This is a genomic window from Mesorhizobium sp. M1D.F.Ca.ET.231.01.1.1 (genome assembly GCF_003999155.2).
GTDB lineage: Bacteria > Pseudomonadota > Alphaproteobacteria > Rhizobiales > Rhizobiaceae > Mesorhizobium.
In genome coordinates this window covers 647,604-668,240 of sequence record NZ_RZOZ02000001.1, presented here as the reverse complement: position 1 = coordinate 668,240, position 20,637 = coordinate 647,604, and the positions used below count along the sequence as shown (strand labels likewise).

Below are 20,637 nucleotides of genomic sequence, written 5' to 3'. Positions count from 1 at the left end.
CACGCGCGCGGACGGCGTTTCGCAGATCGGTTCGCGTCCGCCAGCGCGCTCCGATTCCCGTTGCAAGGGAAGTTGCCGGCTAAATTCCATGCCGGCAGCGCACGTCTGGCGCTCGATCTCCAAGGCCGTCGTGTGTTGCCGTAATCGCCACGAAAGGAGACCAGGCCTTGATCGAGCACGCACTTGTCATACAATTTCCGCTCAACGAGAGGCGGAATCGCACCATGTCCACAGCCGGCGCAGACGACAGGAGCAGCCTGCCGCGTCTGGCGCGGATCGATCCGCGTCAGTTCGATCTGCTATTCAGCGGCTGCAAGGTCGAACGCTATGCCGCCGGTCAGCACCTGTTCGTTCAGGAGGACACGTCCGACCGCATCTACGGCGTGATGAGCGGCACGGTGGAAATTTCGCTCTATTCACCGGGCGGACAGAAGCTGGTGGCCAACATCGAGCTGTCGCGCAGCCTCGTCGGCGAGATCGGCGCCTTGGACGGACGCCCGCGCACGGCGACCGCCATCTGCCTCACCGCATGCGAGCTGGTTTCGCTCAGCCGGACGCAACTCTTTGATCGTATTGAAAAAAATCCACCGCTGGCGCGCGCCATGATCGAACTCCTGTGCACGCGGCTGCGCTGGATCAGCGGAGAGCTCGGCGACCAGGCCTTCTTCGGCATCGAGGCCCGGCTGGCGAAGCGGCTGGTGTTCCTCAGCGGCGTCATGGCCGACTCCGCCGGCTGGGTTCCGATCTCGCAATCGGAGCTCGGCGAGTTCCTCGGCGCGACGCGTGAATCCGTCAACAAGACGCTCAACGACTGGCGCAACCGGCACATGATCGCCATCAAACGCGGCGGGCTGCGCATCACCAATGCCGCCGCGCTAAACCACATCGCCGATTCGCAGGACGACGACTGAACGCTATCGACCCGAATCAGAGCCGCGAAATCAGGTAGCGCAGCGCGGACCGGCTCGGCATGAAGAAGTAGCCGCCGCCCTTCGTGGTGACGAATTGCGGCATGTTCTCAAGCACCGTGACCTTTTCCCATGACGGGATCGAGAACCGGCCGTGGCTGCCTTCTTGCGTCCCGATCATCGGGTCCTTCTCGGCGACCAGCCCCTGGAACGAGGTGGACGAAACCCAGGTCTGCTGGATGAACTCGTACTGGCGCTCGATGTCGGCGTTGAGGCACATGAAGAGCAGACCTTTTTCGACCTTTCCGCCCCTATTCTTTTTCTCGTAGGTGCGACCGACGCGCAGAATGCGGTGGCGCTTGCCGATCTGAATCTGGGTCTCGCGATCCTCCCCCAGCGAATCGCGCGGGTTGGAGCGGCGTACATGGGAACCCAGAGGACAATGATGTCCTTGCGGATCCTCGGCACCGAGCGCGAAGTCATTGTCTATGGCACGGCCCGGGCGGTCAGGATTGCGCGCCAGCGAACTGCCGTTCTGCCAGCGGCCGAGCATCTTGGCGGCAACCCAGTCTTGCGTGATGGCCGGGTTTTTCGTCTCGCCCGCAGCGGTCGCGGCGGCCTTGACGCAATAAGCGTCGAAGCGATCGACATGCTGCTCGAATTGCCGCACGACGAGGAAGGAGCCGTTGCGGCCGAAGTCGCGCGGCGGCGGCGGCAGACCTGGAATTTGACGGCTGCGGCGCACCTGCGACAGGATTCCAGTCTGGTCCTGTGCGGCCGAGACGGAAGGAGAGGACGGATAAAAGCCGTGCTCGTCGCGGTAGCCGAACAGAAACTCGCCCGGCGCGACAAGATGCATCGGTGCGACACCTTTGTTGGCGCGTGACGTGCCCCGGATGACCGGCTGGGAAACGCCGTCGACAAAGCCGAAGTGCTCATAGGCGCGCTCGCGCTGCGGCTTGCCGTCATTTTTGGTGGCGTCTTTGGCGGCCTCGCCGTCCTTCTTGGCGGCACGGGAGGATGCGGGATCCTTCTTCGGCTCGCGATTGACGATGAGCGGCAGTTCGGCGACGATCGTCATTCCCGCGCCCGCCGTCTCTCGCTTCACCGCGGCTACATCCGTCTCCAGTGTTTCTTGCAGCCTGGCGTAGCACACGATGACCGCGTCTATACGCCTGTCGGGCGAACCCCATTCCCATTTTTCCGGACCATCGCCACCGGTATCATCGAGAATGCGGCTGCGCTCCGGGTTGCCCATGCCGTGCCGGAAGGCAATCGGGAAGGTATCGAGCGGATCGTCGTCGACATTGCCCTGCAGGCCGAGGTGTCTGAGCCCGCAAGGGCCGAAAGCCACGATCATGGCCCGATCGGCCGGTACGCCGTCGCCGAAGGTTGTCCGCTTGAGCACGAAATCCAGCCATGCCTTGCGGGCTCCCGACTGCAGGTTGTCCGGCACCTGGATCGCCAGCATATGGCCTATGGCAAGCGCGCCCAATGGGCCGAAGACGATGGTCTGGATCTCCCCGGTTTCCAGTTGCTGTTCGAGAGGCGTCGGGAAGGCGGAATTGAAGTTGGCCAGCAGCGAGGTGGTCTTTTCGACCGTGGTTTTCTCGGCCGCCGGCCGCTGCAGCGAACCGAACAGGCTCAGCCAGTCGCGGGCCTCGTTGCCGATGGCCGATGCAATGCCACGCCGTATCCGGGAGTTGATGCGGATACGCCCAGTGTTGAGGTCGGGATAGGCCGAGTACCAGAACAGCGTCGGCACCTGCTGGCGCCGCGCCCAGCGCTTGAAGCGGTCGCCGTCGCGCGCGCCGTCGAGAAACAGCCAGCGCGTGCGCGGATAGCCCTTGGTGTTGCTCCAGACGCCTGTCAAGCCAGCCGCCGCCTTGGCTATGAAGTCCTCGAGATAGCTTTCCCAGCTGCCGCCGTAGTTGGAGAAGAACATCAGCTTGTCGGTGCCGGGCAGCAATATCCAACGGGCGAAATGGATGGTGTTGATGGTGTTGAGGAAGCCTGGCCTGAAAGCTTTCTGCGCCCCTATCGAGATCAGGTAAAAGGAAAGCCTGAGCGCCAGGCGTCTCAAGGCGCCGGCCTTCATCGTCGAAATCGCGGTCAGATTGTTTTGCGCCGCATGGTCCTCCTTGGCGAGGATCTCTTTCAGGGAAGATATGTCGATCGATGTGGTCTCCGGCCGATCCTTGTCCTCCAGGTATCGCAGCGCCCAGAAGCAGAGCGCAAGCAGGAGCGCGGCGGATGCCAGTATTCCAAGCGCGCTCAGCAACAGCGAGATGCCGGCGATGAAGATGCTGCGCAGGTCGAACCCGACTGGATTTTCGAACACTTGCGCATAAGTCAGCCAAGCGCAGCCGAGCCAGAGCGCGATAACGCCTGCAAACACCGGCGGCGCAAGGAACGTCGCGCCAAATGCCCGACGCCAGCTGCCTGGCGGTTTCTCGAGCAGACTTTCGGCCGGTTCGAATGCCCAGGGGAATGTTTCCAGCAACCGCAGACGCTGGCGCGCCTCGGCAAGCACCGCGGGAGCATCGCCTATGCCACTGCGCGGTCGCTCGACGACGCCCCGCACAGCTTCGAACAGCTCCTGTTCAGCCTTGATGCGCCGGACCGAATGCCCCGGAGTTCCGGCAAAGACCAGCCCTGCCGCGCTGCCGAAAGAGGGCGATATTGCGATGTGATGCTTCTTTAGGAATCCCTCCAGCGAGCCGCCGTCCCGCAACCCGCACGCCTCCCTGAAGATCGGCCGCAGCTGGTGGCCAATGGCTTGCGTGATGGCGCCAATGACGTCATCGGTGCTGCCGTCGCCGGAGATTTCGAATACGAGCGCCCCGGTCTCCAAGCTCGATTTCTCGTCCTTGCCGGTGGCGGCGACTGCCAGGCTGGCGAAATGAATCGTGCCGACCCCGTTGAGCGCGTCCTTGAGTTCGTCGATGGCTGGATTGCCGAGCGCCTCGACCTTGTAGCGCACGGCGTCCAGCGGCACGGCGCGGTTGATCGGGCAGACCACCGTCACCATCGACTGGTCGACCGTGCGACAAAGCGGCGAGCGCTCGAAATCGACCTTGAGGTTCGCCGGATAGGCGCCGACAAAGCCTAATTTGCCGGCCCTGCCCCGGACGCGATTGAGCTTTGGCTTGCTGAACAGCGCGCGAACGCATTCGCCGATCTGAATGCGCGCGATCTCGGCGCCGATGCAAAGATGAATGCCGTGGCCGAAAACCATATAGTCGCGATACGGCCGCGAGGTGTCGAACTCGTTTGGCCGCTGCACGATTTCCGGATCGAACATGGCTGACAGCGTCGCCGGCATCACGACCGTCCCGGCCTTGACTAGTCGCTCACGGCGCGTGCCCTGGCCGATCACCGCGTCGCGCCTGGTGTAGCGCCAGGGCCCGATCCATATCGGCTTGAAGCGCATGGCTTCGAGCACCGCCCGGTCGAGCTTGTCGATGCTGTTCTCCGCAAGCGCCGCATCGACCGCCTGCCGCGCGTCGGCGCGCGACAGGATCACGTCCAGGCAATTGCCTCCGGCAAGCACGTTGGTCGGTACGAAGCCGGCGATCATGCCGAGCATGATGGAACGGATGTCGGGCAGCGACAGACGCTTCTGATCGAGTTGGGCGACAAGCCGCGCCAGCGGCCGGTCGTCTCTCTCCTGCCGGTTCCTGATCGCGGCGATCGACCGATCGATGACCTTGATCAGGCGGTCGCCGCCGACCACCGCGAGCTGGCGCGTCGTGGCATTGGCCATCGGATCGGAAAAGAACAGTGCGCTGAGCGCGATCGACCAGTCGGCGAATTCGGTCTCGTCGTCGATCTCGAGGCCGAAATAATCGCGGCAGATGCGCACCGGCACGATCTTCATCAATCCGGCAACGGCATCGAAACCGGGGCTGGCACGGGTCATGATGTCATGCGAATGGCGCTCGGCGATCGGCCTCACGGCGGCTTCGACTTCCGACGGCGGAAAGGCGCTGAGCACGGCCGACTTCATCTGCCGGTAGGCGGCGCTGTCCTGCATGCCGAGAATGAAGTTCGATCCCCTCGCCAGCTCGGTCATCTCCGACCCGTAAGGCGTCTCGAACTCGTCGCCGCGCTCCAGTATGTCGCGGACATCCACTCCCTTGGTGACGAGGAGAAATCTGCGGCCTATGGCGAGGTTCGGGTGGAAGCGCCGCAGCAAGGTCAGTCCCCAGAGGGGATGATCCCGAAGAAAGAATTCGACGATGCGCGACAACACTCCCTTCGTGCGCAGCCTGCCGAGGTCGAATGGCGGCATTGCCGACACCGGACCCTGTTTTTTCTGGGCCTCGCATATGCCCTTGAAGTACTTCCACCTGATCATGCGCGTTCGAGCCCCCCGGCTGTCAACGTCACTGCGATGCCGGCCATCCCTTGGCCTAGGTTTGCTTCGTCCCGGCGTATGTGAATTTTTTCACAATCGTCTGTCCTTCGGCGCTGGCGGTCACGCGATCGACTTGGCTAGATCGAAATTGGCGATCAGGAAGTTGTTCTTCGCAGCGTCGACGAACGGTATCCAGCGAATCCTCTGCTCGGAAAAATCCGGATGCCTGGTCGCGAAAATGGCGAGCTCCCGCTCGGCCTCGTCGTGGCGGCCGCTCCGCATCAAGGCGCCGATTTTGAGGAACCTGGCGTAGAAGTAGCCCGGCGAAAGGTTGAGCGAACGTGAGGCTATGGCAATGGCCGCCGGCCAGTCCTCGACGAAGCAGTATGCGGCGGCCAGTTCCCCGAGATTGTGGAAGCGGTAGAGGTCGAACGGGCTCAGCCGCTCGGTATCCTGGAAAAACGGGATCGCGCCTTCGGCGTCGCCGAGCAGCAGGCGCGCGCTGCCCATCGCCGAGCGGGCGAAGGCAAAGCTCGGATTGATGTGGATCGCTTCGATGAGATGCTCTGCGGCCGACGCCGGCAGGCCGCGCATGATGTCGGCCGCGCCGAGATAGGCGTGCGGGCGTGCGTCGAGGCTGTCCATCAGAAGCGCCTTGCGCGCGAAGGTCTCGACCTTGTCCAGGTCGTCGCTGTCGCCAAAGCGGAGCCATGCCCGCCAGAAGTACCACCATGCCAGCTCGTTCAGCACGGCGCTGGAATTCGGATCTTCCTGAAAGGCTTTGTCGAAGAATTCAAGTGCGATCTCGGTGTCTTTGCGCGTGCGCCTGTTCATGTGCCAGCGGCCCCGCCGCACCAGTTGCCAGGTCTCGAGGCTTTCCCACGGCACCTGGAAGGTCCGCACCTGCTCGGCCCGGTCGACCTCCTTGTCGAGTATCGAGACGATCTCGCTGCCTATCTGGTCGCGCAGGCTGAAGATGTCGACCAGGTCGCGGTCGAAGCGCTGCGACCAGACGAGGCGCCCGTTCGACGTATCGGTGAGCGAGGCGTTGAGGCGGATCTGCCCGCCCAAACCCGTCAGCGTGCCGCTGACGATGTAGCGCGCGCCAAGCGCGTTGCCGATGAGCCTGGTTCCAAGGCCGTCGTCGCGGAACTGGAAGCTGGAGCCCTTGGCGATCACCGAAAGCCAGCGGGTATTGGACAAGCCGTAGATGATGTCTTCCGCAACGCCATCGGCCATGTAGCCGATATCGGGCTCGCTGCCGTTGCCCTGAAACGGCAGCACCGCGATTGCCGGCGGTCCCTTGGGGACGGGTTTGTAAGGGCCGGACGCGGAGGGGAAGGCAGCCAGGGGAGCAGCCATTGTCGCCCCGTTGCCGCCGCGCCCGGCTATCAGGACGCGCACCGGCAGGGCGATGTTCTTGAGCATGAACTCGCCGAGGTCGGTGAAAACTGCCGCCGTCTTGTCCTTCACGTGGTGCCAGGTCGTCTCCGAAATGGCGAGGCCGTCATGCGGAGCGAATTCCTGGAGACGGGCGGCGATGTTGACGTCGTCGCCATAGAGACGGCCCTCGCGGACGATGACGTCGCCGGTGTTGATCCCGGCGCGGAACGGCATGCGCATCTCCTCGGCGGACGAGGAGTTGAGCGCCATGATCCGGTCCTGGAAGTCGAACGCCGCGCGCAAGGCTTCGATCGGATTGCCGAATTCGGCCATGATGCTGTCGCCGGCAACACCGAACGTGCGGCCGCCAAAGGCGGCGCAGCTGTCGGTGATGATATCGCGCCGCTCCTCGAACGCCGCGACGGCGCGTTCGTCGTCGATGCCCATCAGCCGCGAAAAGCCTACGGCGTCGATAGAAATGATTGTCGCAAGCTGACGGGTATAGTTCCGTTCAGCCATGGTCGAGCCCCCGGTCCCTGTTTTCGGTCCAGAACAGGCGACTTCCGCTCTCAAAACACTTCGCCGTTTGCCGACGGAAAGGTTCCCCGGCAGGCTCGGCGCGCCGTTGCCACCCTGTTGGTTCGAACTCTAACAGGGTCTGGCAAAAAGCTCTACCACGAACAGCTAATGGAACGCGGTTTCGGCCCAACCCATAGTTAGCCCTTCGTTACCTGAAGCCCCATGTCGCGGAAACCTCTTTACCTGTTGGAATCTCGAAGTTTTATTTATTTCAGCTTTCGCGAATGAAGGCGGCGCCGACGGGTCGCGGACCAGCCGTGGAGCAAGGCGTTGCCTGACCGTGGCGGAACCAACCGGCGGGGATTCGAGTTTTCAGCGCGTTCATGCCAACACGAGATTGAGGGGCAGTCATGCGCGCTGTAGTTGTTTTGGCAAGTGGCATTGCGTTCTTCGTTATCGGCGGATCGGCTTTCGCGGCCGACGGGCAGGCGATGCCGCCGCAAAATGCCAAGAAGCTCTCGGAAATCGTCGCCCAGGTCGAGAAGCGGAACGACTTCCAATATGTGAAGGAGGTCGACTGGAGCAGCGACGGCTATACCGTCACCTATTACACGACCGACCGGGCCAAGGTCGAAATCACCTATGACCCGGTGACCGGCGAACCGAAGTAGGCATCCCAGCAGATTGCAAGCCGTGTCGGAACTTGCGTCGACGCGCGTTTGATGGCTGACTGCGCGCCATGATTGCGGGCACGGGGGTGCATGGCAATGGTTGGCTACGTCCTGAAGCGCATCCTGATGGTGCTCGCCGGCTATCTGGTCGCAGTGCTCGTCGGGTTGATCGCGCTGGTCGTGATCTACGTGGCGCTGAGCGCCCTGCCCAACGCTCCAACCTATTTCGACCTGATGCAGTTCACGCCCGTCGCGGTGCTGGTCGTGCCGCCTCTCGGCATGTTCGTCTATTTCCTGACGATCGTGGTCACCAGCATCCAGACATTGGTCTTTGCCCTGATCGCCGAGTTCTTCTCGCTGCGGAGCTTCTGGCTGCACATGCTGTTCGGCGGCGCGGCCGCGGCTGCCGGCTTCATGCTGCTCTGGCCGGATGCGCCGGACGATCCGGAACGCTGGGCCGACCTCAGTATCATTGCCGCGGCCGGGCTGGTGGCTGGTTTCGTCTATTGGCTGATTGCCGGACGCGACGCCGGTTTCAGGCGTCCGCTCGTCGAACGCTTAAGGCATGTCGCTTGAAAAAAGAGTCACACGATCTGCTTTAAGTTGATTTCAAGCATGTCTTGTCCCGAAACCGGGTCCCGCTTTCGGGAGGCATGCTTTAGCTTGACGGCGCGCGCACCGCTTCGGTCGCATCCAGCGCCTGCATCAGCTTCGAATCGCGATCGTAGACGTCGTCGAAATATTCGACCTTGCCGGACATGTCGGGCCAAGCGGTGAAATAGGCGACATAGACCGGGATGACGCGCGTGACATTTTCGGTCGAATGGCCGTGCTTCAGCTTCTCGGCGACATAGTCGACCGAGGTGCCGAGCACTGCGGCCGCCATGCCGCGCGGATCCTGCAGGCGGATGCAGCCGTGGCTCAGCGCGCGCATGTCGCGCTCGAAGAAAGACTTCTGCGGCGTGTCGTGCATGTAGATGGCGTGCTTGTTGGGGAAGAGGATCTTCAGCTCTCCGAGCGCGTTGGCCTCGCTTGGCTGCTGACGCACGCTGAAGGGAACTTTGGAGCCATAGGCACCCCAGTCGACCGCGGCCGACGGGATTTGATTGCCTCGCGAATCCGTCACCTCGTAGCCGGCGCGATCGAGATAGCCCGGATCGCTGCGAAGCCGCGGCAGCATCTCGTTGACGATGATCGACTGCGGCACGCCCCAGTAGGGATGATAATCGACCTGCTTGATCTGGTTGTAGAAAAAGGCGGTCTGGTTGGTGACCTTGCCGATGACCACGCGGGTCTTCAGCTTCTCCTCGCCATTGTCGATGTAGCTCGCGGTGAAGGCCGGCTGGTTGATGAATACGCGCGGGCTGCCAAGGTCGGAGGGAAGCCAGCGCAGCTCTTCGAGCGCGACCCGGACCTTCTCGATCTTGTCGGCCTTGGAGGTTCCGGCAAGCGAGGCGACCGTGCGCGGGCCGATGACGCCGTCGCCCTTCATCCCGGCCCGCTTCTGCACCGCCTTGATCACCGGCACTAGTTCGGGGTCGTAAACCTCGCTCTTGCCAAGCCTGGCAAGGACCTCGCCGTAGTCGCTGCCCATCTCGTCATCGAGATTGCGGGCAATCAGCGTCAAAAGCTTGGGTAGCTCGGGGCTGCTTTCGCCGGGCTTGAGCAGCAGCTTCGGATCGACGACGATCTCGTTCTCCTCGCTCGCCTCAAGCGATTCCAGTTCGACGCGCAGCGCCTGGTATTCCGGGTTCTGCGGGTGCCGCGATTCGAGGTAGGTCCGCACCTCCTGCGTGTGCGCCAGCGTCTTCAGCACGCCCTCGAGATCGAGCGGCTTGGCCGGGAAATCGTAATAGCCGGTCATGCGATTCGGGTCGACGCGGCCGCTCTGGGCGTCATGGGCATAGCGCAGCACGCGCGCCGACAGCGCCATCTCGAAGCGGACCAGTTCCTTGGTCCGCTCTTCCGGTGTCGCGGCAGTCGCGGTCGCCGGAACATCGACGGAATAGTCGGCCGGCGTCAGGCCGTAGCTCGCCGCCTCGCCAAGCACCCGGACGGCATCCTGAGCCCGAGTGTTGGGTGCATCCCCCGTCACCCAGATGAAATCAGGATTGGCCGAATAGTAGGCGATGAGCGCCTTGGCGATGTCCGGTTCGGCAAACAGTTCATAGTCGCTCAGGCCTGCCAGCGCGTCGCGAAACGCGCTTCCGGTCACGGACGGCACAAAGGCTGCGTCCTGCGCGGTCGCGGGCGGCGGAGCCGGCAGCAGCGACTTAAAGTCGACACGCGCGAGCTTGTCGGCCCTGTAGGTGTTGTAGGTCGGGCTGCTGATCCTGACGCTGGGCTGCATCCTTCGCGGCTTCGGCGGCGGCGGAAAATCTCCTGGGGGATTATGCCGGATGCCGCCGCCGAACAGCATGTCGAACAGCCCCTGGGCGCTGGCCTGCGGCATGCCGATAGCAAGCGTTGCAGCGATCGCGACTGGCAGCACGGCTTGTCTTTTTCCGAGGAATTTCATGAATCACCCGCTCCGGTTGTCACCGGTTCCGTTCCGCGCCGCTAAAACGATCTCACCCACCGGATGGCGGATGTAAGGCGCAACTATACTGATTCATACCGATTTCGTTAAGCTTCCATAAATTTCGACGGGTCTGTTGCAGAACGGTTTCACATCATCGTGACGGCCGCTGCGCCCCCCGCCCGGTACCCGCCATGCTTGCGTTGCTGCGCCACACCGTGGCGGAACTGGCGATGGCGTGACAAGCAGCGAGGATTGTGCTCGAAATCTGGATGGCCCATGCGAGGCCCGGAGGATATGCAGTGAAGAAGGGATATCGCGAACTTCTCGATGAGGCGAATGCCGAGATCGAGGTAGTGTCGCCTGAGGAAGCGGCCGGGCTGCTGGAGGACGATGGCACGATCTTCGTCGATCTGCGCGATCCTCGCGAGGTCGAGCGCGACGGCAAGATCCCAGGCGCCAAGCATGTCACGCGCGGCATGCTCGAATTCTGGATCGACCCCGAAAGCCCCTACCACAAGCCGTTCTTCGCCTCGGGCAAGACCTTCGTCTTCTTCTGCGCCGGCGGCTGGCGTTCGGCGCTGGCAACCAAGACGGCGCAGGACATGGGCCTCACGCCGGTCAAGCACATCCTTGGCGGCTACACCGCCTGGAAGGCCGCCGGCCTGCCGGTCGAGCCGGGTCAGAAGAAGAAACTCGACTGACCGGTTTTTCGCGGTTCCGGACGGAGGATCGCAGCAGGCTTGCCCTGCAACTTTTTTCAATGCAGCGCCGACTGGCGTTCCCCCGTGACGAAGCCCACGGCGCGCGCCACGACATCCTTGTCGGCGAGGATGCGGCGATGGCCAAGCCCGTCGGCCCAATGCAGGCTGACATGTTCGCCGGCGCCCGCATAGCGCCTGGCATGATCGGCATGGACTTCGCGATCGTCCGGCGCATGGATGATCAGCGTCGGCACCGGCACCTCGGCAAGCTGGCGGTCGCCGGTGAATTCGCTGAGCGGCCGCCCCGAGAGGTGTTTGACCCGATCCGCCATGGCGACCCGGGAACGCGGCCCGACATTGAGCATGCGGCTGAAGTCATCGAAGATCGCGGGCATGGAACTGGGCGCGGCGATCAGCACCAGTTTTTGCGCCGCCAATGGCGGCATGCCTTTCACGGAGGCAGCGACGGCGTTAGCGGCGATAGCGCCGCCAAAGGAATGGCCGACAGCAGCAACAAACGGGCCGAACCACTCGCCGGCGACCCGTGCCGCGTCGACCGCGGTGACCATGTTGAGATGCCGGCCGAGCGAATGGCCATGCCCTGGCAGGTCGAGCGAGACGACCTTGTAGCCGGCGCCGCGAAATCCCTCGATCATCGTGCGCATGTATTCGGTGCGCGAGCGCCAGCCATGGATGACGAGCACTGTGCCGCAAGAGCCCCTGCCCGGCTCGGGCCGGAACTCATGCACCGCAACGCAATCCGTCCTGGTTTTCAAACGGTGATGCCGCGCCTCGGCCATGAAACCGGCGGCGCGCTCGACGGCGCGGCGCTCGCCATCGCTCAAGGCCTTGACGTTTGGCGTGCGGCAGAACAATTCGAACGCGGCGCGGCCGCTGAGACGCGGCGCGACATGCTCGGCCGCGCCGAACACGCCCCGGATGACCTTCAATCCAAATGATGCCATAGTGGCGGTCCATCCATTCGTTCAAGCATGAACATAATAGTTCAAACATGAACATTAAGCAAGAGCTGCCCTGGGACAATCCGCACTTTCGCAACTGGGTTGCAGTGGCGCGCGCATGCCATGTGCTGGAGCGCACGCTCGCGGTAAAGCTCGCGCCGCTCGACTTGAAGCCGGCGCAACTCGACGTGCTGATGAATCTCTACCGCCACCCCGGCATGTCGCAGCACGACCTCGCCCGCAAGCTGCTTGTCGGCCGCTCCAACATCACCATGCTGTTGCCGCAGTTGGAAAGTCGCGGCCTGCTGCGCCGCGAAGGCGACGAGAAGGACAAGCGCGTGCTGCGGCTGAACCTCACCCAAGCCGGCGAGGCGCTGCTGATGCGGGCACTGAAGGTGCACATGGCGCTGATCGAGAAGGCGATGAGCCAGTCGACGGCGGAACAGTGCGACATGATCGGCGAGCAGATGCGCAAGATCGCCGATGTGCTCAAGGAAGCCTGACCGACCCCTGTCCAGGCGTGTTGAGATTTCAGGCCTCGCCCGAAATCAACACGTCTACCACATCGTCTTTTTCGCCCGCTCAGGCCATTGCCGATCGTAGGTCTCGCCGTCGATATTCTTGCGGCTGGTGATCTCGAGGATCTGGCCGGGCGTCGGCAGCGACTTCGGATCGACGTGCTTCGCCGGGTTCCAGAGCTCCGAGCGCACGATGGCGCGGGCGCACTGGAAATAGACCGTGTCGACGGCGACGACCGTGACCGACCGCGCCGGCTTGCCTTCGACCGTGAAGGAGGCGCAAAGCTCGGCATCGGTGGTGATGTGAGCACGGCCGTTGACACGCAGCGTCGTGCCGGAGCCGGGCACCAGGAACAGCAGCCCGACGCGGGGATCGCGAATGATGTTCTTCAGCGAATCGGCGCGGTTGTTGCCGCGCCTGTCGGGCATCATCAGCGTCTTTTCATCGACGAGGCGCACGAAGCCGGCGAGATCGCCGCGCGGCGAGCAGTCCAGCCCTTCCGGTCCGCTGGTCGCGAGCGCCACGAAGGGCGAGGCCTCGATGAAGGCGGCATATTCGGGAATCACATGGTCGAGTTCCTTGACGATCGAGGCCTCGCCGGGCAGCCCGTAAAGGGCCTCGAGCTGTTCGACCGAATTGATGAGCGACATCTTTTTTCGCCTCCTGACCTTTTGCCGGCGCTACGCCACGTCCATGACGCCTGACGACAGCCGGTCACCCGAAATTCGATTTCCACCCCGCCGGGCTAGCGATCCCGGCTGAGACCCTTCTCGGCAAGCTCGGCGAGATAGGCGTTCCAGCGTTCCTCCTTCTCGTGGCCGAGCGTATGAAGATAGTTCCAGGTGAAAATGCCGGTGTCGTGGAAATCGTCAAAGGTGATGCGCACGGCGTAGTTGCCGACCGGCTCGATCTTGAGGATCGCCACGTTGCGCTTGCCGGGCACGGTCACCCGCTGTTCCGGCGAATGGCCCTGCACCTCCGCCGAGGGCGAGGCAACGCGCAACAATTCCGCCGGCAGCTCGAACGGCTGGTGATCCGGGAAGGTCACGGTGAGCAGCTTGCGGTCTTTGGAGACCCTCAGTTCCTTCGGCGCCGTCATGCTTGGTCCTGCGTGAAATGGCCCCTTCCCTACGCCGCTTCGCGCGACGCGGGAAGGCCATACGAGGCAGCCGACATACCATGTCGGTCAGGGAATGTTGCCAAAGATCAAGACCTTCTATCTTGAATGTCGGGCTGGATCGTATCACATAGCCGTATATAACGAACCCGTTCACGGCCACGGAAGCGTTTGAGCATGAACATGATCGACCCATTCGGTCGCACGATCACCTACCTTCGCGTGTCGGTCACCGACCGCTGCGACTTCCGCTGCACCTATTGCATGGCCGAGGACATGACCTTCCTGCCGAAGAAAGATCTGTTGTCGCTCGAGGAACTCGACCGGCTCTGCACCGTCTTCATCGAAAAGGGTGTGCGCAAGCTGAGGCTTACCGGCGGCGAGCCGCTGGTGCGCAAGAACATCATGCATCTGGTGCGCCAGCTGTCGCGGCATCTTGAGAGCGGCGCGCTGGAGGAGCTGACGCTCACCACCAACGGCTCGCAGCTCTCGCGCTTTGCCGCTGAGCTTGCCGACTGCGGGGTGAAGCGCATCAACGTCTCGCTCGACACGCTCGACGCCGACAAATTCCGCCAGATCACCCGCTGGGGCAATCTCGGCAAGGTCATGGAAGGCATCGACGCCGCGCGGGCCGCGGGCCTGAAGGTCAAGCTCAACGCCGTGGCGCTGCGCGAATTCAACGATGCCGAAATCCCCGAGATGCTGCGCTGGGCGCATGGCCGCGGCATGGATCTGACCGTCATAGAAACCATGCCGATGGGCGAGATCGACGCCGACCGCACAGACCAATACCTGCCGCTGTCGCTGCTGCGCGCCTCGCTGGAGCGCCAGTTCACGCTGACCGATATCCCCTACAAGACCGGCGGCCCTGCCCGCTATGTCCATGTTTCCGAGACCGGCGGCAGGCTCGGCTTCATCACGCCGATGACGCATAACTTCTGCGAAAGCTGCAACCGCGTTCGGCTGACCTGCACGGGCACGCTCTATATGTGCCTCGGCCAGGAGGACGCCGCCGACCTCAGGGCGCCGTTGCGTGCGTCCGAAGGCAACGAACTGGTCAGCGAAGCGATAGACGAGGCGATCGGGCGCAAGCCCAAGGGCCACGATTTCATCATCGATCGCCGCACCAGCCGTCCCTCCGTGTCGCGCCATATGAGCGTCACCGGCGGCTGATTTTTCCCAAGGATTGGTGCAAGATCACCTGTGGTCACTGACCTTTGGGGGCACCATGACGCGTTTTCATCTCATCCAGGGCGCGCCTGTGGCGGTCGCCTTATCGTTGCTGACGACTGCAGCGACGACGGCGATCGCGAAGCCATTCACCTACGTCAATGCGCGCTTCGGCACCTCCTGCACGTTCCCCGACGAGGTATTCAGCATCACCGAAGCGGAACCGGAGAATGGCGATGGGCAGCAATGGAGCGCGGTCGACGGCGCCAGCCTGACCTGCTCCGGCATCTACAACATCAACAACGATACGCCGAAGGGCTTCGTCGCCGCCGAGACGGCAAACACTGGACCAGGCTACAAGATCACCTACAGCAAGACCGGCAAGAACTGGGCGGTGCTGTCCGGCATCAAAGGCGACAAGGTCTTCTACGAGCGTCGCCTGTTCGGAAAGGACGGCGTCATTCGCAGCGTCTGGATCGAATATCCTTCGTCGCTCAAGCCGAAATACGATCCGCTGAGCGGCGCCATCGCCGCCAGCCTGCGCGGCCCCTGAGGCAAGCGCGGCGCGCTGCAAAATAAACCTGTCGCGCTGACCTCCGCCCGATTTACCGCCGCTCCGTTCCAGCCTAGCCTTCACGAGCGATTTTCGCTCGAGGGGGAAGTGCACATGCGCAAATTCTTGGCTTCACTTGCAATGCTTGGGATTGCTTCCATGCCGGCTGCGGCCCAGTCGATCGGCGGCACCTACACGGTTTCCGGCACCAACTTCGACGGCTCGTCTTACGGCGGCGAGGCAACCATCACGCTCACCAGCGAGACGACCTGCACGATCCATTGGGAAACGGGCGGCTCGTCCTCGGACGGCATCTGCATGCGCAACGACAATGCCTTTTCCGCAGGCTATGTGATGGGCAAGGAAATCGGCCTCGTCGTCTACAAGGTGGAAGACGACGGCTCGCTGCACGGGCTCTGGACCATCGCAGGCAAGGATGGCAACGGTACCGAGACGCTGACGCCCAAGAAATAAGGCCAACTGTTTTCCGGCAGGCCGGGCCACGGCGGATGCCGTGGCCCATTTCTTTGACGTTGCTGTTTCCCCTTCGCCTGCTAGAGGCTGATCCAAGGATAATTGGAAACGCCCTTGCCTCTCTCGCCCAATCTTCGCGGCGCGCTTTTCATGGTGGTGGCCATGATCGGCTTCACGCTGAACGACGCGATCACCAAATTCTCTTCCGAATCGATGAACATGGCGCAGGTCATGCTGGTGCGCGGCGCCTTCGCATCGCTCTTCGTCGGCCTGCTCGCCTGGCAGCGCGGCGCGCTTGCCGATCCTCGCGCCATGCTGCAGCCCATGGTCGCGGCGCGCGTCGCCGGCGAAGCCGGCGCCACGGTCTCCTTCCTCGTCGCTCTGGCGCATCTTCCGATCGCCAACGTCTCCGCCGTTCTGCAGGCGTTGCCGCTCGCCGTGACGATGGGCGCCGCACTTTTCTTCGGCGAAGGCGTCGGCTGGCGGCGCTGGCTCGCAATTGCCCTTGGTTTTGCCGGCGTGCTGATCATCGTACGGCCGGGCTTCGAGGGTTTTAGCGTCTATTCGCTGCTGGCGCTGGCGAGCGTTGTCTGCTGTGCGGTACGCGACCTCGCCACCAAGCGCATTCCGCACGCGATCCCGACCATGCTGGTATCGACAGCGACAGCTCTTGCCATGACGGTGTTTGGCGCGCTGCTCTTGTCGCCGATGGGCGGCTGGACGCCGATGAGCGCACGAGCGACCGCGCTGCTGGCGCTGGCGGCAGTGCTGGTCCTCATCGGCTATCAATTCATCATCATGGCGATGCGCTTGGGCGACATCTCCTTCATCGCGCCCTTCCGCTATACGGCGCTGCTGTGGTCGATCCTGCTCGGACTCATCATCTTCGGCGACGTCCCCGACCTGCCGATGATCATCGGCGCCTCGATCATCATCGGTTCCGGCCTCTATGCGCTCTATCGTGAACGCATCGTCGGCCGGCGGCAGCCTGCCGCCGAAAGCGCTGGACCCGACATGGCGCCGGACGGCATATAGGCGCGATGTACCAAAGCGTTGCGGGCATCATCCTGGCGGGAGGCCAGTCGCGCCGGATGGGCGGCGGCGACAAGCCCCTGTTGCCGCTGGGCAAAGGCAGGCTGATCGACCACGTCGTCGCGCGTCTCAAAGCGCGGGTCGGCGTGCTTGCGCTCAATGCCAATGGCGACCTCGCACGGTTTGCCGGCCTCGGCATTCCGGTGATCGCCGACACGGTGCCAGGCTTTGCCGGCCCGTTGGCCGGAATCCTCGCCGGCCTCGAATGGACGGCGGACAACGCGGCCTGCCGGTCGCTTGTCAGCGCGGCCGGCGACACGCCATTCTTCCCCCGCGATCTCGTCGAACGGTTGGCCGCAGCCGCCTACGAAAGACCAGGCGCGATCGCGGTCGCCAGTGCCGACGGCAGATGGCACCCGACCTTCGCGCTCTGGCCGCTCGGCCTGCGCGACGATCTGCGCCGTTTCCTGGTCGACGAGGACAATCGCCGGGTTTCGGCCTTCATCGAGCGGCACGGTTTCGTCGAGGTTGAGTTTCCCATGATCGAGGCGGACGGCGAGCGGATCGACCCGTTCTTCAACATCAACACGCCGGACGATCTTGCGGAGGCCGAGCGTCTGTTGCAAAGCCTGCAGCCATGAGACGCGTATTCGGCATCACCGGTTGGAAGAATTCCGGCAAGACGACCCTGACCGAAAAGCTGGTCGCCGAACTGGTCCGGCGCGGCTGGACGGTCTCGACCGTCAAGCATGCCCATCATGACTTCGACATCGACAAGCCTGACACGGACTCCTTCCGTCACCGCCAGGCTGGTGCCATGGAGGTCGCGATCGTCTCCGGCCGGCGCTGGGCGCTGATGCACGAGCTGCGCAACGAGGACGAGCCGTCGCTGGACGACATCCTGTCGCGCCTGGCGCCCTCCGACATCGTGCTCGTCGAGGGCTACAAGCGCGAGGCGCACAAGAAGATCGAGGCAAGGCGGCTGGAGGCCAAGGACCGGACGCCGCTTTCGATCAACGACCCAAACATCGTCGCCATCGCCGCGGATTTCAAAGTCGAAGGCGAAACCCTCCCCGTTTTCGATCTCGACGATACGAAATCGATAGCCGACTTTGTCGAGCGCGCGACCGGCCTGAACGCTCCAACCAAGTAACGCAGCGGCACACGGCGGATGTCGTTTGCTGTTGTTTTGCAGTTGCTTTTTTCTTCGAAAGAGTGGGAGTATCCCGCGCAGCGGGCGGTCAAGAAGCCCCGCCCACAAGAGCCGCACGGGACAGCGGCCATGGACAATATGAGAGGATTATCATGCGTATTGCACTGCGTATCGCGCTCGCCGCTTCGGCCGCGCTGCTGACACTTGGCGTCGCCCAGGCTCAGGAGAAGACCCTGAGGATCGGCACCGAAGGCGCGTACCCGCCCTTCAACAACCTGACCTCGGACGGCCAACTCGTCGGTTTCGACATCGATATCGCCAAGGCGCTGTGCGACGAGATGAAAGTGAAGTGCACCTTCGTCGCGCAGGACTGGGACGGCATCATTCCAGCGCTCCAGGCCGGCAAGTTCGACGCCATCGTCGCCTCGATGTCGATCACGCCCGAGCGGCAGGAAAAGGTGGACTTCACCCACAAATACTACAACACCCCCTCGGCGATCGCCGTGCCCAAGGATTCGCCGCTCAAGGGCGTGACCAAGGAAGACCTCGCCGGCAAGTCGATCGGCGTCGCCACCACGACGACGCATTTCAACTATGCCTCGAAGACCTATACCGACAGCACGATCAAGGGCTATCCGAGCAGCCCCGAGGAACAGGCTGACCTTGCCAATGGCCGCCTCGACGCCATCGAGGACGACATCGTCGTGCTGCAGCAGTGGCTGGATTCGACCGACGGCGCCTGCTGCAAGATCCTCGGCCAGCCCTCGCCGCAGCCGGTCGAGATCTTCGGACCGGGCGCCGGTATTGCCGTGCGCAAGGGCGAGACCGACCTGGTCAACAAGCTAAACAACGCGATCGACGCTATCCGCAAAAACGGAAAGTACAAGGAAATCAACGACAAGTACTTCAAGTTCGACGTCTACGGCGCCGAGTCCTGATCATAACGCTCGGGGCGGTGAGGACCACCTCACCGCCCTTCCTTCATTCCGGGATCGCCACGGAGACACGCCCCGCCAATGCCGGCCCAAAGCATCTGGACACTTCTCAGTTGGGGCCCTGATGGCTGGAGTGACGATATCGCCTCCGGCGTGCTGGTCACGATTGCGCTGGCGCTCGCGACGCTCCCGATCGGCCTGACGATCGGTTTTTTTGTCGCCTTCGCCAAACAGTCGCAGGAACCGTCGCTGCGGCTCGCGGCTAACATCTACACAACGGTCTTTCGCGGCCTGCCCGAACTGGTGACGCTGTTCCTGTTCTTCTTCGGCATGCCGCTGCTGCTGCAATATGTCGTGCGCCTGTTCGAACCTGAGGCGACGGTCGACGTGAACAGCTTCATTGCCGGCATGATCGTGCTGTCGCTGATCTTCTCGTCCTACGCCAGCGAGGTCTTTCTTTCGGCCTTCCGCGCCATCCCCAAGGGCCAGTATGAGGGCGGCTACGCCATCGGCTTTTCGAAATGGCAGACGATGCGCCTGGTGATCCTGCCGCAACTTTTGCGTATCGCCTTCCCCGGCTTGGAGAATTGCTGGCTTAGCCTGCTCAAGGACACCTCGCTGGTCTCGGTCGTCAACCTCGCCGAGACCCTGCGCAATGCCGGCGTCGCGGCCCGCGTCACCAAGCATTCCTTCCTCTTCTACAGCGTCGCGGCGCTGGTCTTCCTTGTGCTGGCCGTCCTGTCGTCGATCGCCACCGCCTATATCCTGCGCTCGCTCGGGCGGAGGGAAGCGCGATGAGCGTCAGCCAGGCTATCGCCATCGACAAACCGCCGCCGCAGGCACGCGGCTGGCCGCGCGCGCGCATCGTCGGCTACGCGCTGGTCGGGCTGTGGGTGCTTTTCGGCCTTGGCATCGTGGCCTATCTTGTCCACGCTTGGAATGCCGAGTTCTTCGCCAGATACGCGCCCGCCTATCTGCAAGGACTTGGAACCACCCTGTCGCTGGTGGCCATTTCAATGGTGACCGGCGCGATCCTGTCGCTGCCCGTCGCCTACGGACGCATGTCGAAGAACAGGATCCTGTCCGGGCTCGCCTATTGCTACGTCTATTTCTTCCGCGGCACACCGCTGCTTGTGCAGACCTATCTGGTCTATTACGGCGTCGGCTCCTTCCGGCCGGAATTGCAGACGGTCGGGCTGTGGTGGTTCTTCCGCGAGGCGTTCTACTGCGGCGTGTTTGCCTTCTCCCTCAACACCGCTGCCTACCAGGCTGAAATCCTGCGCGGCGCCATCGAAAGCGTTCCGCGAGGCCAATGGGAGGGTGCGGCCTCGCTCGGCCTGCACAAGCTGCAGACGCTGCGCAAGGTCATCATGCCGCAGGCGATCATCGTGGCGCTGCGGCCTTACGGCAACGAACTCATCCTGATGATCAAGGCTTCGGCAATCGTCGCCATCATCACCGTCTATGATCTGATGGGCAATGCGAAGCTCGCCTACGCAAAGTCCTTCGACATCCAGGCCTATATCTGGGTGGCGATCGTCTATCTGGTGCTGGTCGAGATCCTGCGCCACGGCGTCGAATGGATCGAGCGCCGGATCACCATCCACCTCAAACGATAGAGCGTTTGAGCAATTCCAGGAAAAGGGCGCAGCGGTTTTC

At 63.0% G+C, this 20,637-nt stretch carries 20 protein-coding genes; 14 read left to right on the top strand and 6 right to left on the bottom strand.

The genetic code is table 11. The annotated features are described in order from the left end of the window. The first annotated feature begins 224 nt into the window (after positions 1 to 224). A complete protein-coding gene (locus tag EN874_RS03335; protein ID WP_127424044.1) occupies positions 225 to 911 on the top strand; it encodes a Crp/Fnr family transcriptional regulator in 687 nt (228 codons plus the stop codon). A 16-nt stretch (positions 912 to 927) separates the two neighbouring features. Here EN874_RS03335 and EN874_RS03330 read toward each other — a convergent pair whose 3' ends face one another. Both EN874_RS03330 and EN874_RS03325 read right to left on the bottom strand, forming a co-directional pair. After that, complete coding sequence (locus EN874_RS03330) at positions 928 to 5,268, bottom strand: cytochrome P450 (RefSeq protein ID WP_127424043.1); 4,341 nt, start codon at positions 5,266 to 5,268, stop codon at positions 928 to 930. Between the two features lie 120 nt (positions 5,269 to 5,388). Beyond that, positions 5,389 to 7,170, bottom strand: a complete 1,782-nt coding sequence (locus tag EN874_RS03325) for an adenylate/guanylate cyclase domain-containing protein (RefSeq protein ID WP_127424042.1) — start codon at positions 7,168 to 7,170, stop codon at positions 5,389 to 5,391. A gap of 410 nt (positions 7,171 to 7,580) precedes the next feature. Between EN874_RS03325 and EN874_RS03320 the strand changes: the two genes are divergently transcribed. Both EN874_RS03320 and EN874_RS03315 read left to right on the top strand, forming a co-directional pair. Beyond that, positions 7,581 to 7,841, top strand: a complete 261-nt coding sequence (locus EN874_RS03320; RefSeq protein WP_126089234.1) for a PepSY domain-containing protein — start codon at positions 7,581 to 7,583, stop codon at positions 7,839 to 7,841. Between the two features lie 90 nt (positions 7,842 to 7,931). Beyond that, on the top strand, positions 7,932 to 8,417 hold the full coding sequence (locus EN874_RS03315) for a hypothetical protein (RefSeq protein ID WP_127424041.1): 486 nt from the start codon (positions 7,932 to 7,934) through the stop codon (positions 8,415 to 8,417). An 82-nt stretch (positions 8,418 to 8,499) separates the two neighbouring features. Here EN874_RS03315 and EN874_RS03310 read toward each other — a convergent pair whose 3' ends face one another. After that, the gene (locus tag EN874_RS03310; protein WP_127424040.1) at positions 8,500 to 10,359 is read right to left on the bottom strand and encodes a murein L,D-transpeptidase; all 1,860 of its coding nucleotides are present in this window, start codon (positions 10,357 to 10,359) and stop codon (positions 8,500 to 8,502) included. Positions 10,360 to 10,661: 302 nt separating this feature from the next. Here EN874_RS03310 and EN874_RS03305 point away from each other — a divergent pair, with 302 nt between their 5' ends. After that, complete coding sequence (locus EN874_RS03305; protein WP_127424039.1) at positions 10,662 to 11,063, top strand: rhodanese-like domain-containing protein; 402 nt, start codon at positions 10,662 to 10,664, stop codon at positions 11,061 to 11,063. A 56-nt stretch (positions 11,064 to 11,119) separates the two neighbouring features. Here EN874_RS03305 and EN874_RS03300 read toward each other — a convergent pair whose 3' ends face one another. Then, positions 11,120 to 12,028, bottom strand: a complete 909-nt coding sequence (locus tag EN874_RS03300; RefSeq protein ID WP_127424038.1) for an alpha/beta hydrolase — start codon at positions 12,026 to 12,028, stop codon at positions 11,120 to 11,122. Between the two features lie 47 nt (positions 12,029 to 12,075). Here EN874_RS03300 and EN874_RS03295 point away from each other — a divergent pair, with 47 nt between their 5' ends. Next, complete coding sequence (locus EN874_RS03295; RefSeq protein ID WP_127424037.1) at positions 12,076 to 12,528, top strand: MarR family transcriptional regulator; 453 nt, start codon at positions 12,076 to 12,078, stop codon at positions 12,526 to 12,528. A gap of 54 nt (positions 12,529 to 12,582) precedes the next feature. Here the strand turns inward: EN874_RS03295 and EN874_RS03290 are convergent, their stop codons facing one another. Together EN874_RS03290 and EN874_RS03285 are read right to left on the bottom strand one after the other, a co-directional pair. Next, complete coding sequence (locus EN874_RS03290; RefSeq protein WP_127424036.1) at positions 12,583 to 13,194, bottom strand: pyridoxamine 5'-phosphate oxidase family protein; 612 nt, start codon at positions 13,192 to 13,194, stop codon at positions 12,583 to 12,585. Positions 13,195 to 13,289: 95 nt separating this feature from the next. Beyond that, entirely contained in the window at positions 13,290 to 13,643 is a 354-nt protein-coding gene (locus EN874_RS03285) for a DUF971 domain-containing protein (protein ID WP_059188601.1), read from the bottom strand. A gap of 195 nt (positions 13,644 to 13,838) precedes the next feature. Here EN874_RS03285 and moaA point away from each other — a divergent pair, with 195 nt between their 5' ends. The 9 genes from moaA to EN874_RS03240 all read left to right on the top strand — a co-directional run bounded on the left by moaA (position 13,839) and on the right by EN874_RS03240 (position 20,597). Next, entirely contained in the window at positions 13,839 to 14,834 is a 996-nt protein-coding gene (moaA, locus tag EN874_RS03280) for a GTP 3',8-cyclase MoaA (RefSeq protein WP_127424035.1), read from the top strand. A 55-nt stretch (positions 14,835 to 14,889) separates the two neighbouring features. Then, positions 14,890 to 15,384 carry a hypothetical protein gene (locus tag EN874_RS03275; RefSeq protein WP_127424034.1) on the top strand — a complete coding sequence of 165 codons (495 nt, stop codon included), beginning with the start codon at positions 14,890 to 14,892 and terminating at the stop codon, positions 15,382 to 15,384. A 114-nt stretch (positions 15,385 to 15,498) separates the two neighbouring features. Next, the gene (locus EN874_RS03270) at positions 15,499 to 15,858 is read left to right on the top strand and encodes a hypothetical protein (protein WP_126089224.1); all 360 of its coding nucleotides are present in this window, start codon (positions 15,499 to 15,501) and stop codon (positions 15,856 to 15,858) included. A gap of 114 nt (positions 15,859 to 15,972) precedes the next feature. Further along, complete coding sequence (locus tag EN874_RS03265) at positions 15,973 to 16,893, top strand: DMT family transporter (RefSeq protein ID WP_127424033.1); 921 nt, start codon at positions 15,973 to 15,975, stop codon at positions 16,891 to 16,893. Between the two features lie 5 nt (positions 16,894 to 16,898). Continuing rightward, positions 16,899 to 17,531: a molybdenum cofactor guanylyltransferase MobA gene (gene mobA / locus EN874_RS03260; protein ID WP_127424032.1), complete on the top strand. Its 633-nt coding sequence runs from the start codon at positions 16,899 to 16,901 to the stop codon at positions 17,529 to 17,531. Next, positions 17,528 to 18,043, top strand: a complete 516-nt coding sequence (gene mobB, locus EN874_RS03255) for a molybdopterin-guanine dinucleotide biosynthesis protein B (protein WP_126089221.1) — start codon at positions 17,528 to 17,530, stop codon at positions 18,041 to 18,043. Before mobA ends, mobB begins: the two co-directional genes overlap by 4 nt. A gap of 152 nt (positions 18,044 to 18,195) precedes the next feature. Next, entirely contained in the window at positions 18,196 to 18,981 is a 786-nt protein-coding gene (locus EN874_RS03250; protein ID WP_126089220.1) for an ABC transporter substrate-binding protein, read from the top strand. 78 nt (positions 18,982 to 19,059) lie between these two features. Beyond that, positions 19,060 to 19,776 carry an ABC transporter permease gene (locus EN874_RS03245; protein WP_127424031.1) on the top strand — a complete coding sequence of 239 codons (717 nt, stop codon included), beginning with the start codon at positions 19,060 to 19,062 and terminating at the stop codon, positions 19,774 to 19,776. Next, positions 19,773 to 20,597: an ABC transporter permease gene (locus tag EN874_RS03240; RefSeq protein ID WP_126089218.1), complete on the top strand. Its 825-nt coding sequence runs from the start codon at positions 19,773 to 19,775 to the stop codon at positions 20,595 to 20,597. The genes EN874_RS03245 and EN874_RS03240 overlap by 4 nt, the downstream gene beginning before the upstream one ends. Positions 20,598 to 20,637: the final 40 nt, after the last annotated feature.